The sequence below is a fragment of the Mesorhizobium sp. LSJC285A00 genome, from assembly GCF_000503155.1.
In the GTDB taxonomy this organism is placed as follows: Bacteria; Pseudomonadota; Alphaproteobacteria; order Rhizobiales; family Rhizobiaceae; genus Mesorhizobium.
In genome coordinates this window covers 70,315-86,074 of the sequence record NZ_AYVK01000002.1, presented here as the reverse complement: position 1 = coordinate 86,074, position 15,760 = coordinate 70,315, and the positions used below count along the sequence as shown (strand labels likewise).

Annotated in this window: 14 protein-coding genes; 10 read left to right on the top strand and 4 right to left on the bottom strand. The window is 63.2% G+C overall.

From position 1 onward, the window contains the following. Positions 1–53: 53 nt before the first annotated feature. Complete coding sequence (locus tag X726_RS164785; RefSeq protein ID WP_023667794.1) at positions 54–1,628, bottom strand: NAD(P)/FAD-dependent oxidoreductase; 1,575 nt, start codon at positions 1,626–1,628, stop codon at positions 54–56. A 119-nt stretch (positions 1,629–1,747) separates the two neighbouring features. On the opposite strand from X726_RS164785, the gene X726_RS164790 reads away from it, so the two are divergent. From X726_RS164790 to X726_RS164810, 5 genes are read left to right on the top strand one after another with little or no spacing between them, the layout of a single operon-like run. Continuing rightward, positions 1,748–2,539, top strand: coding sequence for a cyclase family protein (locus tag X726_RS164790; protein WP_023708108.1), 792 nt, complete (start codon positions 1,748–1,750; stop codon positions 2,537–2,539). Between the two features lie 16 nt (positions 2,540–2,555). After that, complete coding sequence (locus X726_RS164795; RefSeq protein ID WP_023667792.1) at positions 2,556–4,127, top strand: NAD(P)/FAD-dependent oxidoreductase; 1,572 nt, start codon at positions 2,556–2,558, stop codon at positions 4,125–4,127. Next, positions 4,127–4,609 (top strand): MarR family transcriptional regulator, encoded by a 483-nt coding sequence (locus tag X726_RS164800; protein WP_023667791.1) that lies wholly within the window; start codon positions 4,127–4,129, stop codon positions 4,607–4,609. The genes X726_RS164795 and X726_RS164800 overlap by 1 nt, the downstream gene beginning before the upstream one ends. Positions 4,610–4,653: 44 nt before the next feature. After that, complete coding sequence (locus tag X726_RS164805; protein ID WP_023667790.1) at positions 4,654–6,807, top strand: indolepyruvate ferredoxin oxidoreductase subunit alpha; 2,154 nt, start codon at positions 4,654–4,656, stop codon at positions 6,805–6,807. Further along, complete coding sequence (locus X726_RS164810) at positions 6,800–8,362, top strand: indolepyruvate oxidoreductase subunit beta family protein (RefSeq protein WP_023667789.1); 1,563 nt, start codon at positions 6,800–6,802, stop codon at positions 8,360–8,362. Before X726_RS164805 ends, X726_RS164810 begins: the two co-directional genes overlap by 8 nt. Positions 8,363–8,522: 160 nt before the next feature. Here X726_RS164810 and X726_RS164815 read toward each other — a convergent pair whose 3' ends face one another. After that, positions 8,523–9,419, bottom strand: a complete 897-nt coding sequence (locus X726_RS164815) for a LysR family transcriptional regulator (RefSeq protein ID WP_023667788.1) — start codon at positions 9,417–9,419, stop codon at positions 8,523–8,525. Positions 9,420–9,647: 228 nt separating this feature from the next. Here X726_RS164815 and X726_RS164820 point away from each other — a divergent pair, with 228 nt between their 5' ends. From X726_RS164820 to X726_RS164835, 4 genes are all read left to right on the top strand, one after another. Next, positions 9,648–10,382, top strand: a complete 735-nt coding sequence (locus X726_RS164820) for an SDR family oxidoreductase (protein ID WP_023667787.1) — start codon at positions 9,648–9,650, stop codon at positions 10,380–10,382. 50 nt (positions 10,383–10,432) lie between these two features. Continuing rightward, positions 10,433–11,185: a glucose 1-dehydrogenase gene (locus X726_RS164825; protein WP_023667786.1), complete on the top strand. Its 753-nt coding sequence runs from the start codon at positions 10,433–10,435 to the stop codon at positions 11,183–11,185. A 32-nt stretch (positions 11,186–11,217) separates the two neighbouring features. Next, entirely contained in the window at positions 11,218–11,817 is a 600-nt protein-coding gene (locus tag X726_RS164830; RefSeq protein ID WP_023667785.1) for an NADPH-dependent F420 reductase, read from the top strand. Positions 11,818–11,950: 133 nt separating this feature from the next. After that, positions 11,951–12,583 carry a class I SAM-dependent methyltransferase gene (locus X726_RS164835; RefSeq protein WP_023667784.1) on the top strand — a complete coding sequence of 211 codons (633 nt, stop codon included), beginning with the start codon at positions 11,951–11,953 and terminating at the stop codon, positions 12,581–12,583. A 268-nt stretch (positions 12,584–12,851) separates the two neighbouring features. Here X726_RS164835 and X726_RS164840 read toward each other — a convergent pair whose 3' ends face one another. After that, on the bottom strand, positions 12,852–13,445 hold the full coding sequence (locus tag X726_RS164840) for a DJ-1/PfpI family protein (protein ID WP_023667783.1): 594 nt from the start codon (positions 13,443–13,445) through the stop codon (positions 12,852–12,854). Positions 13,446–13,605: 160 nt separating this feature from the next. Then, a complete protein-coding gene (locus X726_RS164845) occupies positions 13,606–14,304 on the bottom strand; it encodes a GntR family transcriptional regulator (protein WP_023667782.1) in 699 nt (232 codons plus the stop codon). 172 nt (positions 14,305–14,476) lie between these two features. On the opposite strand from X726_RS164845, the gene X726_RS164850 reads away from it, so the two are divergent. Continuing rightward, positions 14,477–15,703, top strand: a complete 1,227-nt coding sequence (locus tag X726_RS164850; RefSeq protein WP_023667780.1) for an iron-containing alcohol dehydrogenase — start codon at positions 14,477–14,479, stop codon at positions 15,701–15,703. Positions 15,704–15,760 lie beyond the last annotated feature (57 nt).

The window sequence follows — 15,760 nt, the reverse complement described above, 5'->3', positions numbered from 1 at the left end:
GCTTCGTGGGCAGCAGCGCCTTGCCTCTCGTCGCCCTCCTGAAATCTTCCGAGCTACCTCCCGCCAAGCTGTTGCGCGAGCATGTAGCCCGAGGCCGCGCCGGTGCCGGCGCCCGGCCATGTCGCGGCGCCCGTGAGGTGCAGATTGGCGACCGGCGTGTTCCAGCCGGCATAGCCGCGCGCCGGGCGAAACAAGAAGTTCTGCGCCAGATGATGGCTGCCGCAGACCTGGTCGCCACCGACGAGATTGGGGTTCTCACGCTCGAGGTCGATTGGCGAGAACACTGCACGGCCGAGGATTTTCGGGCGCAGTCCGGGTGCGTATATCTCGATGATGTCGAGCACGCGCTCGGCGTAGGCATCCTTGACCTGATCCCAATGCGCGTGAGCGATCCTGCCTGCCGCATCGCCCAGGATTTCGGCAGGCAGCATGCGCACTTGCACCCACAGCACATGTTTGCCCTGAGGCGCGCGCGACGGATCGATCGCGGTCGGCTGGCCGACGACCAGCACCGGTTCGTCCGGCAGCATGCCCGCCATCGCCTGCTGATAGGTGCGCGACATCGCGTCGAGCGACGGCGACAGATGCACATAGGCGAACTGCCGAAGCTCGGCGCCGGCGCGCCAATCGGGCAGGTCGTCGAGCGCCAGATGGATCATCATCGTGCCCGGCGCGTGCCGGAATTTCTGCATCGCCGTGTCGAAGCCGGCGTCGCCGGAACCGTTGGGTAGCAACCTGCCGCTCAACGCCTTGGGCGCGACGCCGGCAATCACTGCCTTGGTCGCCGTATGTGTCTCACCTGAAGCGAGTCGCACGCCCGATGCCTTGCCGCCGGCAACTGTGATCTCGGCAACTTCCGCCCCGGTGACGATCGTGCCGCCGGCCGACGCCACCATGCCCGACAACGCGCGGATGATGGTGTCGGCGCCACCCTTGCCCAGCACCATGCCGAAGCTCTGATTGGCCATCGATTCAAGATAGGGGAATACGGCGCCGCCGGCGATGTCGGGGGCGAAGTCGAGATGCATGCCCCAGGTGGCAAGCGTTGCCCGCACATGCGCGGACTCGAAATTTTCCTCCAGCCAGGCGCGCGGCGATGACAGCAAAAGCCTACCAGTATCGAGCGCGCCTGACATGCCCTTCTTGCGCCACAGGTTCCAGGCGGTGCCGGCAAGCGCGCGGGCACTCATCGGCGAGCCCAGCAGCCGGAACAGATGCTCGGCCTCTGCCGGGAAGGCAGCGACCAGTCTACGCCAGGTCGCGGCATCGGCGGCGGAGAAAGCGGCCATGCGGCCGGTGGTTTTTTCCAGATCGTTGCTGACGCCGAACCAGCGTCCGTCCGGGAAGGCGCTGGCAAAACAGTCGGCGACCGGCGCGAACTCAAGACCCTGTGCTTTCAATTCATTTGCATATTTCCGGTGGAAGGCGGAGCCGGCGAACAGGCTCAGATTCATTGCACCGAAATCGTGCCGGAAGCCGGGAAGCGTGTATTCGTGGGTCTGGACGGCGCCACCGATTGCTGCGCTGCGCTCGAAAATCCCGGTTTTCCAGCCTTTGAGCGCGAGATGCGCGGCGCATGCCAGACTGTTGTGGCCCGCCCCGACAAAGATGGCGTCGAACTCGCTCACGCCCCGTTCCCATTTCCTTTATGCTTAAAGATAATTGCAGATGCATATGTTTTCGTCTAGTAGGATATTAAGGGCCGAGACGAGCCTTGATCTTCACCAGAAAGAGGGAACTTCAGACCATGGACACGCAAAAACTCCTCGGCGAAGTCGCCGGCCAGCTGCTTTCAGGCGCCATCAGGGTGGTCGACCTCTCTGCGCAACTCGGACCCGACACGCCTCTTATCAAGCTGCCGCCGGAGCTTGCCGTCGACACGCCAAAGGTCGAGATCCATAACATCTCCCGTTATGACAAGAACGGCCCGTGGTGGGCATGGAACTGGCTGAAGCTTGGGGAGCATTCGGGCACGCATTTCGATGCGCCGCAGCATTGGATCAGCGGCAAGGACTATCCGGACGGCGCCACCGACACCATTCCGGCGCAGAATTTCATTGGTCCGGTCAATGTCATCGACTGCTCGAAGGAAGCCGCCGCTGACCACGACTTCCTGCTCACCGTCGACCACATCAAGGCGTGGGAAGCCAAGCATGGCGCCATCAACGCCGGGGAGTGGGTGGTGATGCGCACCGACTGGTATAAGCGCAATGGCTCGGAAGCCGAATTCCTCAACGCCAACGAAACCGGCCCACATACGCCAGGTCCGACAGCCGAAGCCATCCAGTTCCTGATCAGCAAGGATATCAAGGGCTGGGGCTCAGAGACGATCGGCACCGATGCCGGCAAGGCAGGCGGGATGGAGCCGCCATTTCCAGCCCACACGCTGATGCACAAGGCGAACCGCTATGGCCTCGCCAGCCTCTGCAACCTCGACCAGTTGCCTCCAAAGGGCGCCATCCTGATCGCCGCACCGCTCAAGATCGAGCATGGCACCGGCAGCCCTATCCGCGCGCTGGCGCTTGTATCCAACGGCTAGGTGAAAGCACGCCAAGGTGAGCCAGCCGGATCACATCATCGTTGGCAGCGGCATCAACGCGCTGGTCTGCGCGGCGATGCTCGGCGGCAAAGGGGCGCGTGTGCTCGTCCTCGAGCGCAACGACCGCATCGGCGGCTGCGTGCGTACCGAGGAGATCACCGCTCCCGGCTTTATCCATGACGTGATGGCAACCACCTTCGTGCTGTTCATCACCTCGCCGGCTTTTGCGGCGTTGGGCGGCGATCTCGCCAGGCACGGGCTGGAATTCTGCCACACCGGCACGCCAACCGGCGTGCTGCGGCCGGACGGCAGTCATGCAGTGCTCACCACCAACCGCGCCGCCAATGTCGCGGCAATCAATGCGATTGCCGCCGACGATGGCGACCGGCATGCGGACGATGTCAGCGGCATCGAGCGCAATGCCGGCCTGTTGTTCGGCCTGCTCGGCGGCAGCCTGTGGTCCTATCCGACGGCGAAACTGCTGGCCGGCGATGCCTGGCGGCGCAGCCCACGCGGCCTTGCCGCCTTTCTCGGCGAAGCACTGGTGCCGGCGCGCAGCTGGCTGGAAAGCACCTATCGGTCCGAGACAATCCGCGCGCTGTGGGCGCCCTGGGTGCTGCACGCCGGGCTCGGACCGGAAGACGCCTTCTCAGGGCAGATCGCCAAGGTCATTGCCTTCGCGCTGGAAGCGGCCGGGGCGCCGATCGTCAAGGGTGGGGCGAAGACCCTGCTCACTGCCTTCGAAGCCCTGATACGGGAACGCGGCGGCGACATCCGCACCGGCGCCGATGTCGCCTCGATCGTCCAGAGCGGTGGCCGCGCGACCGGCGTGCGGCTGGCGTCGGGCGAAACGATCACTGCCAACAAGAGCGTCATCTGTTCGGTCACGCCGACGCAGCTTTACGGCCGGCTGGTCGGCAGCGAAGCTTCCGAAGCCGATGTCGAGGCGACACAGAAATACCGCTACGGCAAAGGCAATTTCCAGATCCACTATGCGCTGAACAAGCCGCCGGCATGGCGCGGCGAAGGCCTCGACAAAGTCGCGCTGCTGCACCTGACGCCGGGGCTCGACGGCGTCTCGAAAGCCTGCAACGAAGCGGCGCGCGGCATGCTGCCGGACGTGCCGACCATCTGTGTCGGCCAGCCGCATGCGCTCGACCCATCGCGCTGCCCGCCTGGCAAAGCAATACTGTGGCTGCAATTGCCCGAAGCGCCACGTCACATCAAGGGCGATGCTGCCGGCACGCTGCAGGCGCCCGCCGACGGACAATGGACCGAGGCGTTGCGCGAAGCCTATGCGGATCGTGCCGAAGCCATCCTGGCCAGCCATATCGATGGCTTCAAGGATAGCGTCATTGCGCGCCGCGCCTATTCGCCGGCCGATCTCGAAGCGATGAACATCAACCTGGTTGGCGGCGACCCCTATGGCGGCTCGTCGACTATCGACCAGTCGTTCCTGTGGCGGCCGTTCAAGACCAGCCGCAACCATCAGACCGGCATCAAAAACCTCTATCACATCGGCGCTTCCACCCATCCGGGCGCAGGCCTCGGCGGCGGTTCCGGCTTTCTCCTGGCGGGGAGGCTGTGATGGAGCAGAAGGTCGCAGAAAAACGCCAGCGCATTTCGACGCTTGGCCAGATCGGCCTGCAGCAATTCGCGCCCTATCTGATGAACCGCATCATGGGGCGCTACAACGCCACCTTGCGCGACGATTTCCGCAAGCAGGGCCTGACCATTCCGCAGGTCCGCACGCTCGCCGTGCTGTCGGTCACCGACGGTGTCACCGTCAACGACCTCTCGGTCTACACCGTCATCGAGCAGTCGACCTTGAGCCGCACGCTCGACACGCTGGAAGGGCAAGGCTTCGTGCGGCGCGAGCAAGGCGTCACAGACAGCCGCATCCGCCATGTCTTCCTGACCGATGACGGCCGCGCCGAGTTCGCGCGCGCCTGGCCGGCAATGCATGACGCGTTCGAGGCGATGTTCGACGATGTCGACGACGCCGAATACGCGGCGCTGATCGCCACATTGCAGAAGATGCTGAAGAACATTCGCAAGCACGACATCTAGACGTTAGGCGCCGGCCGCACCGCCGGCAACGGAAGGTTGGAAAAATGGCCGAACGCTCTTTTGCCAAGGAAGTCGAAAAACTCAGGCTCGGCGCCGGCGAGGAATTTGCGGGCGAAGGCATTCTCGCCATCACCAAGGCGCTGCTGCAATGCGGCGTCGGCTATGTCGGCGGATACCAGGGCGCGCCGATCAGCCATCTGATGGACGTGCTGGCCGACGCACAGGAGATTCTGGGCGAACTCGGGGTGCATTTCGAGGCGAGCGCCTCGGAAGCCACCGCCACCGCCATGCTGGCGGCCTCGGTGCATTACCCCATTCGCGGTGCGGCGACCTTCAAGTCGACCGTCGGCACCAATGTCGCGTCCGACGCACTGGCCAACCTCGCCTCCGGCGGCGTCACCGGCGGCGCGCTGATCATCGTCGGCGAGGATTATGGCGAGGGTTCCTCGATCATGCAGGAGCGCAGCCATGCCTTCGCCATGAAAAGCCAGGTCTGGCTGCTCGACCCGCGCCCGAACCTGCCTTCGATCGTCAAGGCGGTGGAGGATGGTTTCGAGCTGTCCGAAGCGTCCAATACGCCGGTGATGCTGCAGGTGCGCATCCGCTGCTGCCACGTCCACGGGCACTTCATAGCCAAGGACAACAAGCGCCCGCCGATGACGGTGGCCGATGCGCTCGACGCGCCGCGCCGCGACACCGGCCGCATCGTGCTGCCGCCCGCCTCCTTCCTGCACGAGAAGGAGAAGGTGCAAAAACGCTGGCCGGCGGCGGTCGATTTCATCGCGAGGAACAAGATCAACGAGTTCTTCGGTTCGGACCATGGCTCGGTCGGCATCGTCATGCAGGGCGGCATGTACAATTCGGTCATCCGCGCCTTGCAGCGGCTCGGCCTTGCCGACACCTATGGCGAGACGGATGTGCCGCTCTACGTTCTCAACGCCGTCTATCCGCTGATTGACGACGAGTTCCTCACCTTCTGCGAAGGCAAGCAGGCGGTGCTCGTGGTCGAGGAGGGCCAGCCCAACTACATCGAGCAAGCCTTTGCCGCCATGCTGCACAAGGCCGGGCGCGGTACCAGGCTGGTCGGCAAGGAGTATCTGCCGATGGCCGGCGAATATACCGGCCAGGTCATGCTCGACGGCATTGGCGCCTTCCTGCGCGCCGAATCCCCGCATCTCTTGCCGGGCGAGGTGCGCGCGCCCAACAAGGTCGGCGACGGCGTCGACACCGCCGACCTGATAAACGTCGTGCCGGGCCGTCCGCCGGGCTTCTGCATCGGTTGCCCGGAGCGGCCGATCTTTGCCGCGACAAAGCTGGTCGAGCAGGAACTCGGGAACCATCACATCGCATCCGACATCGGCTGCCATTTGTTCTCGATCATGCCGCCTTTCGAGCTCGGCGCCACCACCATGGGCTACGGGCTGGGGCCGGCATCGGCATCGGCGTTCAATTCGCCCGACGCCAAACGGCGGTCGATCTCTTTCGTCGGCGATGGCGGCTTCTGGCACAATGGCCTGACCTCCTCGATCGGCAACGCGGTCTTCAACAAGAACGACGGCGTCATCGTCATCGTCGACAATTTTTACTCCGCCGCCACCGGTGGGCAGGACATCCTGTCGTCGCGCGCGGGCAACAAGACCAAGTCGACCAAGCATCCGATCACCGAAGCGGTGAAGGGCATGGGCGTCAAATGGCTGCGCCACATCGACCGCACCTACGATGTCGGCAAGATGCAGGACACGCTGCGCGAGGCGCTGACGACGGAGGAAAAGGGACCAAAGGTCATCGTCGCCTCTTCCGAATGCATGCTCAACCGCCAGCGTCGCGAAAAGCCGCTGGTCGACAAGGCGATCAAGGGAGGGACCCGTGTCGTCAAGCCGAAATTCGGGGTCGACGAGGACATCTGCACCGGCGACCACGCCTGCATGCGGCTGTCCGGCTGCCCGTCGCTGTCGGTGAAATCGCTCGACGATCCGTTGCGTGACGATCCGGTGGCATCGATCGACCAGAGCTGCGTCGGCTGCGGCAATTGCGGCGAGGTGGCGGACGCCGCCGTGCTGTGCCCATCCTTCTACCGCGCCGATGTCGTGCACAATCCGGGCCGCTGGGACCGTTTCCTGGAAAGCGCTCGCCGCGCCGTGATCGGCCTGATGCAGCGCCGCCGCGAGAGCCGCAGGTTGACGTTCGCCGATGCTTGACCAGGCTTCGCCCTTGCGTCCGAAATCCGGTGCCGCCGATACCGAGCCGGTGATCAAACTCGCTTTGCTCGCGGTCGGTGGCCAGGGCGGCGGTGTGCTCGCCGACTGGATCACCGATGTCGCCGAGCGCAATGGTTACGTCGCGCAATCGACCTCCGTCGCCGGCGTCGCCCAGCGCACCGGCGCTACGATCTATTACGTCGAGACGGCCCGCGACACCGGCCGGCTGCCGGTCTTTGCCCTGTCGCCTTCGCAGGGCGACGTCGACATACTGATCGCCGCCGAGCTGATGGAAGCCGGCCGCGCCATCATCAGGGGCTTCGTCACGCCCGATCGCACCACGCTCATTGCTTCTTCGCATCGCATTGCCGCGGTGTCGGAAAAGATCGAGCCGGGTGACGGCCGGGCCTCGTCTTCGAAGGTACACGCGACGGCGGAAGCTGCATCGAAACGCTTCATCGCCTTCGACATGGAAAAGATCGCCGCCGATAATGGCTCGATGATTTCCGCCAGCCTCCTTGGCGCGCTGGCAGGCTCCGACGCATTGCCGTTCAGGCGTGAAAGCTATGAGCAAGCGATCGGCGCCGGCGGCCGGGGCGCGAAAGCCAGCCTCGCTGCCTTCGCCGTTGCCTACGACCGCGCGCGCGGTACGACCGTCCCCGCGCCAGAGCCGGCAGAACCGGCCACGGTCGACCCCGCTCCGGGTGCAGGGCGCGTGAGCGGTCCGCAGAACCTGCTGCAGGGTTGGCAGGCACTGGCCGCCCGCATCGACCTGATGCCCGCGGCGGTGCGCGACATGGCGCTCCGGGCGCTGAGAAAGGTCGTCGACTATCAGGACATCTCCTATGGCGGCGAGTATCTCGACCGGTTGGACAAGGCCGTTGCGCTTGATGATCCCGGCCACGCCCATGCATTGTCCATCGCCGCCGCCAAGCATCTGGCCAACGCGCTGTGCTATGACGACATGATCCGCGTCGCCGATCTCAAGACTCGCTCGACCCGCGACCAGCGCGTGCGCCGCGAGGTCGGCGTCAAGAACGGCTCGATCCTGCAGGTAACCGAGTATTTCCATCCGCGCATCGAGGAGTTCTGCGGCACTTTGCCGGCGGGGTTGGGCAGCTACATTGAGAACCGGCCGAAACTCGCTGCTTTCCTTGATCGTCGCATCAACCATGGCCGGCGCATTCGCACCGACAGCTTTGCCGGCTTTGCGGTCCTCTGGTTCATCGGAGGCCTGCGCCGCTGGCGGCGGCGCCTGTTGCGCCACAAGGTCGAGACGGCGCATCTGGAGCGCTGGTATGCGCTGGCGCTCAGCCACGCGCCTCAGGACTACGCGCTCGCCGTCGAAATCCTGAACTGCCGCCGGCTGATCAAGGGCTACAGCGACACCCACCTCCGCGCCCAGTCCAAATTCGATCGCGTGCTGTCGGCGCTCGATCTGGTCAAGGGCCGCGATGACGCTGCCGACTGGATCAGGCGGTTGCGCGAAGCTGCGCTGAAAGACGAGAAAGGGGACATGCTCGATGGCGCGCTGAAGACGGTGGCATCGTTGTGATCATGGTGTCGGAGGAGGTCGAGCTTAGGCTGGTACCTCTACGCTACTGCCGCCGTTTCCCTACTCCCACTGGATTCGCGGATTGAACACGCCGCTTCAAGCGATCGCAGCTCGGCTTCCACCCGGATTGCGGGAAGCGTTGCCGGCCGACCTGCGGGCGTCAGTCGCGCGATATGGACAGCCCCGAGAGAAGCGGAGCGTACGCGGCGAGCCTGCGGGATACGAACTCGGTGAAGAGCCGCACCCGCTTCGTCTTGCGTGTCTCGCCTTGCGTGAGAAGCCACAGTGTCCCATGCATGGGCACGTCGATCCCCGGCACCCTCACCAGCAGGGGGTCGGCATCTCCGACGAAGCACGGCAGTTTCGTTATCCCAATCCCTTGGTGCGCCGCGATGATCTGCGTCTCGGCGTCAGGTGTCCTGAACGGTACTCCCGTGACGTGAACTTCTCCCTCGCGCGCCCAGTCCGGAATTCCATGATTGTCTATGCCTATCCACCGGATGGGATCAGGCGTGCCCGCACGCCACGCGGCTAGTCGATCGCGAGACATGTAGACGCCGCTGAACAGCTCCGGTCCCTTCAGGCCGTGAAGATTGAGCGGCAGGGTCTTGCGGTCGGCGACAATGCGGATCGCGACGTCGGCCTCTCGGTTGGTCAGATTTGCCAGCTCACCGGACGACAAGATTTCCATCTCGATGTCGCGATGCAAACGCGCGAAGTCGGCGAGATCCGGCATGAGCAGGTGTGTGGCGAGGAACGGTGGAAGCGTCACCCGCAAAAGCCCGCGCGCGCTCTGGTCACGACCGAAGACTCGCGTCTCCAGTTGGTGCGACGACGCTTCCATCTGGGTCGCGAGATCGAGGACCTCCTCGCCCGCAGCCGTCAAGCGGTAGCCGGAAGGCAGCTTTTCGAACATCTGCGCCCCGAGGCGTTCCTCGAGCTGAGCGATGCGCCGCAGCACGGTCGAGTGGTTCACACCGAGGTGTGCGGCGGCAGCACGCACCGAGCCTACGCGCGCGGCGGCAAGAAAGTAGCGAACGTCATCCCAGTCGATCATGGTGCATTCCTGCGCAGCGAAGTGCGGCTTGCAAAGCCCATACTAACACGATCAGCCGCAGTTCGTGCGGTCGCCGCGGCGTTCAATCATCTAGCTGGATCGTTTTCGCACCAGCGATGTGCGCGATTGCGCACTCACCGCCCGACTTCGGCGAACCCATCTTGAGGCTCTCGCGGGACTTTCCCGTACAGCCAAAGATACGAGACGGCGAAACGAAGGATGCATGACATGAACAGACTGAATGGAAAGACCGCTGTGATAACTGGCGGCGCTACGGGCATCGGTCGCGCCGCAGCCAAGCGCTTTATCGAGGAGGGCGCCTTCGTCTTCATCTTCGGCCGCCGGCAGGAAGCGCTCAACGCCGCCGTGGCTGACCTTGGGCCTAGTGCCCGCGCGGTTAAGGGCTCGGTCTCGGATGAGGCCGACCTCGACCGACTCTACGCTGCGGTGAAGGCCGAGCGCGGAAGCCTGGATATCGTCTTCGCCAATGCCGGGGCGGGAAGTCCGCTTCCGCTCGGGCAGATCACCGCCAGGCACATTGACGAAACCTTCGACACTAATGTGAAGGGTACGATCTTCACGGTCCAGAAGGCGCTGCCGCTGATGAGCCAGGGCGGTTCGATCATCCTGACCGGCTCGAGCGCCGGCACCACGGGCGCTCCGGGGTTCACTGCCTATAGCGCGAGCAAGGCGGCAGTGCGCAACCTGGCGCGGACCTGGGCGGAGGACCTGAAGGGCACCGGCATCCGGGTAAACGTGTTGTCGCCCGGGGCGACGGCGACCGAACTCGCGAAGGAGGCGTTGGGCGAGGAAGGCCAGAAGGCCTACGGCGCGATGACTCCGCTCCAGCGCATGGCCAATCCGGCGGAGATCGGGGCCGTGGCCGCCTTTCTCGCGTCGCCGGACAGCAGCTTCATGACCGCCAGCGAAGTCGCCGTCGACGGCGGCCTGGCTCAACTCTGACCCCCAGCGCGGTCCGTACCTGGGCCGCGCGCAACGAAAGACAAAGAATTATGAAAAAACTCGAAGGCAAGATCGCAGTCATCACGGGCGGAAGCAGCGGGATCGGATTGGCCACAGCCAAGCGCTTCGTAGAAGAAGGAGCGCACGTCGTGATTACCGGGCGAAGAGAGAAGGAGTTGAAGGAGGCCGCAGCCTTCATCATGAAAAACGTTACGACGGTCGTGGGTGACGTGTCGCTCCTGGAAGATCTGGATCGCCTCTATGCCGTCGTGAAGGTGAAACATGGTCATATCGACATTCTCTTCGCCAACGCCGGCGCGGGGACGATCGCACCGCTCGCCGTCGCTACCGAGGCACATTTTGATCAGACCTTCGATGTGAACGTGAAGGGTCTGTTCTTTACGGTGCAGAAGGCCCTTCCCCTGTTCAAAGACGGCGGTTCGATCATCCTGAATTCTTCAGTGTCGAACGTGTTGGGGCTTCCAGGGTTTAGTACCTACGCCGCGAGCAAGGCGGCTGTACGCAACTTCGCGCGCGCTTGGACACTGGAATTCAAAGACCGCAAAATCCGCGTCAATGCAATGAGTCCGGGACCAATCGAGACGCCGGCCTTGGAGACAACGACTGGCCTTACCCCTGAGCAAGCCGAGCAAGCGGCCGCCCAGTTTGCGTCACAGATCCCAATGGGTCGCAGGGGCAAACCAGAGGAAATCGCGGCTGCCGTAACGTTCCTCGCCTCCGATGAAAGTTCTTTCGTCACCGGCGTGGATCTCGCCGTCGACGGAGGCATGGCGCAAGTCTGACCCCGGCATTAGCACCAGATCGGAGAAGTACTATGAACTATGCAATCGTAGGATTCGGCAATATCGGACAAGCCCTTGCCAAGGCGTTTGCCCGAAACGGCATCGAAGTTTCCGTTACAACCACACGCGACCCGGAAAGCTTTGCCGCCGATGCGGCCGCGATCGGACCCACGATCATCCCCAAAAAACTGGCGGAAGCCATCAAGGCGGACATCATCTTTTTGGCTGTCCGCTTCGAGGCGCACCCGAATGTCGCGAAGGCGCTCCCTACCTGGCAGGGGAAGACGATCATCGATGTGACCAATGCCTATGGCGTGCCCCCGGAGGAACTGGGAGGACAACCTTCTTCCAAGTTCATCGCGCAGGCCTTCTCTGGCGCAAAACTGGTCAAGGGCTTCAACCATCTGGTCGCCCCGGTGCTTGATCAGGATCCGGCCGTACATGGTGGCCGGAGGGTCGTGTTCCTGGCAAGCGACGATGACGCTGCCGCAACACGGATTGGGGAGCTTGCGGAAAATCTCGGTTTCGCGCCGATCAACCTTGGTGGGGTGTCGGAAGGTGGCCTGCTGGTCCAGGCGCGCGGAAACAGATGGGGCCATCTGATCTTCAAGGACCTGGTCAAATTCGACTGACGAGCGCGACGTCCTCGGCAAAGAGACGACGCACGCGATCGGAACTCGGATCGGATCAAGCTCGATCCGATCCGAGCAAATGGAGAAATCACTATGAGCACCGAGAAGAATATCCACTCCTAAGGAGATTTCGATGTACGACCAATCCAAGGTGTCCGAATTAATCCGGTTCGCACGAATCGAGGCGGGCTCCACCGTGATCGACGTTTACCCTGGCGACGGAGACTGGACGCGCCTCTTCTCCGACATCGTCGGATCAGAGGGGCGGGTCTACAGCTTCGTGCCGGCCGAAGTCGCCCACTTCAAGAACGATCCGGTCGGCCTCATGCGAACGCTCGCGAAGGAGCCGAGCCGAGAGAACGTCGAAGCCACCTCGGCGGATCTCGTCGCGATGCCGGAGATTACGCAGCCAGCCGATGTCATGTGGTTGCACCTGTTCTACCACGATCTTCACACCGCCTTGATCCAGAAGAAGGGTGCGACGGCGGCCGACTTCAATCGAGCTGTCTACAAGCGGCTGAAACCCGGTGGGTCCTACGTCATCGTTGACCACGCCGCTGCCGCGGGGTCGGGCACGAGCGACACCCGGTCGCTGCATCGGATCGACCCTGCATTCGTCCGCGAGGAGGTGGAGGCGGCCGGCTTCGTACTGGACGCGGAAAGCACCGTGCTCGCGAACAAGGATGACCCGCACTCGATCAAGGTGTTCGATCCCGCGATCAAGGGCGAGACCGATCGCTTCGCGTTCCGGTTCGTGAAGCCCTGACAGGTCCTGGGCGCCGACTTCATGTCGACCGCCCCATTGAGTCCATCAACTCGGGTTCGGACCCGTCAAGCTGGGAAAGGTCAACGAGCATGGCGCGCTGGTGCACGCACGCGATGCGGCAGCGCTTGAAGGCGTCCGAGGTGATGATGGCACAAGGTTCTGGAGCACACCTGCCGCAGGTTCCTGATTTGAACTTGATGAATGACGGAAGTCGCCGCGCCGTTGAGGGAGCAGGCGCATCCCCTCAGGGATGCGCCGGACAAACCGTTCAAGAATGGTGGATTTCCGTTCCCAACACCTTCAGGCATTCACGGATGAACGCCGCAAGCGCGGTCCAGCCTTTGGCTGAAACCATGGTCCCATCGACATAAGCGTCGGTGGGAGACAGATCGATATAAGTGCCGCCGGCAAGCGTCACCTCCGGCTCGCAAGCGGCGAGCGCCGCCACCTTCTTGCCGCGCACGACGCCGTCGACCGCGATCAGAATCTGGACGCCATGGCAGATCGTGAAGATCGGCTTTTTCGCCTCGTGGAAATGGCGCACCATCGCCTGTATCCGCTTGTCGGTGCGGATGTATTCGGGGCCACGACCGCCGGCGCAATAGACAGCGTCGTACTGGCTCAGCTGCTTCTCGGCGTCGGCAAAGGTCTTGTTGATCAGCGCATTGTGGCCGGGCTTTTCGGTGTAGGTCTGATCGCCCTCGAAATCGTGCAGCGATGTCTTGATCATGTCTCCGGCGCTTTTGTCGGGGCACACGACATGAACGGTGTGTCCCACCGCTTCCATCGCCTGCTGATAGACAAAGATTTCATACTCCTCGGTGAAATCACCGGTCAGCATCAGGATTTTTTTGGCTGGCATGTCTTTTCCTCTCGGCTTGTTTCAGGGGCGAGGTGCACTGCGCGCCTCCTTCCCGGTATCGAAATCGGCTCAGAACGGGGAGTAGAATTCGTAGGCGGCAGGCTGGGCGAACAGCGGCGCGCCGCGCTTGAGGGTGCCTCGGGCAAGCAGCATCGCCAGGCTACTCGAACGCAGGCAGGAGCCTGTCCCGCGAATTTTCGATGTGCGCACGCATGGCTTTTTCGGCGGCGTCCGGATCGCCCGCGGCAAAGGCAGCGAGAATAGCCTCGTGCTCGTCGAGCGCCTCTTCGGTCACCCTGGAGTGATACATCAGGCGGAAGATATGGAAGTGGGTATGCTGGTGATTCAGCGTCTCGCGAATGAGTTCGTTCTGGGCGAACTCGACGATCTTGTCGTGGAAGATCGCATCCTGACGGGCGAAGTTCGAATAGCGCAGGCGTTCGTCTTTCCCCACCCGCCGAGCCATGACGCCGGCCGCCTCCTGCAGCGCGGCAAGGCGCTCGCCGTCCATTGTTGCGGTGGCTTTGGCCGCGGCGGCAGGTTCAAGCAATAGACGCAGCTCGTAAAGCTCGTCGAAGCGCCGGCGGGTGATTTGCGGGGCGGCGCGATAGCCGATCAGGTGGGTTTTCAGAACCAGCCCTTCCCCCTCCAGCCTGCCAAGCGCTTCACGAATGGGGGTATGCGAGACGTTGAATTCCTTGACGAGATTGTCGACGGTGATGCGCGATCCCGGAGCAATCCTCAAAGACATCAGCTGCGCGAAGATTGCTTCGTAAACGTCGCCAGCCAGACTGTTGGCGCGCTGAATACGACCGGTCGCACGGGCTTCATTGTCAACCGTCAGGTCCGTGTTCTGCATCGTTTGCCTCTTGACAGAACCACCCACTAACATGATGCTCCGCGAAACTCAATCCTATATCCTATACGATTTTATGAGGATATCGCATGATCATGACCTGCAGCGCCGAGGTCGGCCTCTGGCACGAAGCCAAGCCTGTCGGCTTCCAATCCGTCTTCGCAGGATTTTGTGCATGAGCTTGTTTGCAGCGGCGCGCCTGCCGAGCGAGATTCTGTTTGGCAAAGGCCAGCGCCATGTCCTGCCTGCCATTGCCGCCAGACATGGGCGGCGTGCGTTCGTCTGTACCGATGAGCGCTTCGCGGCGACGTCGCAGTTCGCCGAGATTCTGGCTGGCTTGCACAACGCGGCGATCGAGGCGCTGGTCTTCGACCGAACGCTGCCGGATGTGCCGCGCGACAGCGTCGCCACCTGCATTGCGGAGGCGAAGGGTTTCAAGCCCGACATGGTGATCGGAATCGGGGGCGGCAGCTGCCTCGACATGGCCAAATGCGCTGCACTTCTGCTCAGCCATGGCGGCAAGCTCGAGGACTACTATGGCGAGTTCAAGGTACCCGGCCCTACCCTTCCGGTAATCGCAGTGCCGACGACGGCTGGAACAGGCTCCGAGGTGACCCCCGTCGCCGTGATCTCCGACCCGGATCGGACGCTGAAAGTGGGTATCGCCAGTCCGCATCTCATCGCGGCAGTGGCGCTTTGCGATCCGGATCTGACGGTGACCTGTCCACCGTCCTTGACGGCGATCGCCGGCGCCGACGCGCTGACGCACGCAATCGAGGCCTATACAGCGGCCAAACGCGGCGTCGACCCTCATTTGCCGCAACAGCACGTGTTCATCGGCAAGAGCGCTCTGACCGACCATTTCGCGCTTCTGGCCATCAGGCTGCTCGGCCGCAGTCTCGAAAAGGCATATCGCGACGGATCGGACGAGGATGCGCGCGCCGACGTCATGATGGGAGCGCTGGCCGCCGGTTGCGCCTTCGGTACGGCGGGAACGGCCGCCGCCCATGCGGTGCAGTATCCCGTTGGCGCGCTTACCCACACCCCGCATGGCCTGGGAGTGGCCACGATGCTGCCCTATGTGATGACCTACAATCTGGCCGCAGCAGCCGCGGAGATTGCGGAAGTCGGCACTGCTCTTGGCTTTTCCCTTCAGGGCGGCGGCGCCGATGCCTTGGCGCACGCCACCATCCGTGAGGTGAGCCGGCTGTTTGGCGCCATCGGCATCACACCGACATTGGCCGAACTGGGTCTTCCCGAAGACAAGATCGACTGGACGGCTGAGCAGGCGCTGGGCATCGACCGGTTGATCAAGAACAATCCGCGTCCGTTCGACCGCGCCGCGATGCGACAGCTGGTCAGGGCTGCCTATGACGGCGACATGTCCGCCACCATGATGTGATCGACCAGGAGTTCATCCAATGAACATTGCCGCAGGCATATCCGACGAGGATCAAGA

Coding starts and splice junctions, on each gene's coding strand:
- X726_RS164845 (WP_023667782.1), bottom strand. CDS start 14,304: ATGCAGAACACGGACCTGACGGTTGACAATGAAGCCCGTGCGACCGGT.
- X726_RS164850 (WP_023667780.1), top strand. CDS start 14,477: ATGAGCTTGTTTGCAGCGGCGCGCCTGCCGAGCGAGATTCTGTTTGGC.
- X726_RS164830 (WP_023667785.1), top strand. CDS start 11,218: ATGAACTATGCAATCGTAGGATTCGGCAATATCGGACAAGCCCTTGCC.
- X726_RS164835 (WP_023667784.1), top strand. CDS start 11,951: ATGTACGACCAATCCAAGGTGTCCGAATTAATCCGGTTCGCACGAATC.
- X726_RS164825 (WP_023667786.1), top strand. CDS start 10,433: ATGAAAAAACTCGAAGGCAAGATCGCAGTCATCACGGGCGGAAGCAGC.
- X726_RS164815 (WP_023667788.1), bottom strand. CDS start 9,419: ATGATCGACTGGGATGACGTTCGCTACTTTCTTGCCGCCGCGCGCGTA.
- X726_RS164810 (WP_023667789.1), top strand. CDS start 6,800: ATGCTTGACCAGGCTTCGCCCTTGCGTCCGAAATCCGGTGCCGCCGAT.
- X726_RS164820 (WP_023667787.1), top strand. CDS start 9,648: ATGAACAGACTGAATGGAAAGACCGCTGTGATAACTGGCGGCGCTACG.
- X726_RS164790 (WP_023708108.1), top strand. CDS start 1,748: ATGGACACGCAAAAACTCCTCGGCGAAGTCGCCGGCCAGCTGCTTTCA.
- X726_RS164805 (WP_023667790.1), top strand. CDS start 4,654: ATGGCCGAACGCTCTTTTGCCAAGGAAGTCGAAAAACTCAGGCTCGGC.
- X726_RS164840 (WP_023667783.1), bottom strand. CDS start 13,445: ATGCCAGCCAAAAAAATCCTGATGCTGACCGGTGATTTCACCGAGGAG.
- X726_RS164800 (WP_023667791.1), top strand. CDS start 4,127: ATGGAGCAGAAGGTCGCAGAAAAACGCCAGCGCATTTCGACGCTTGGC.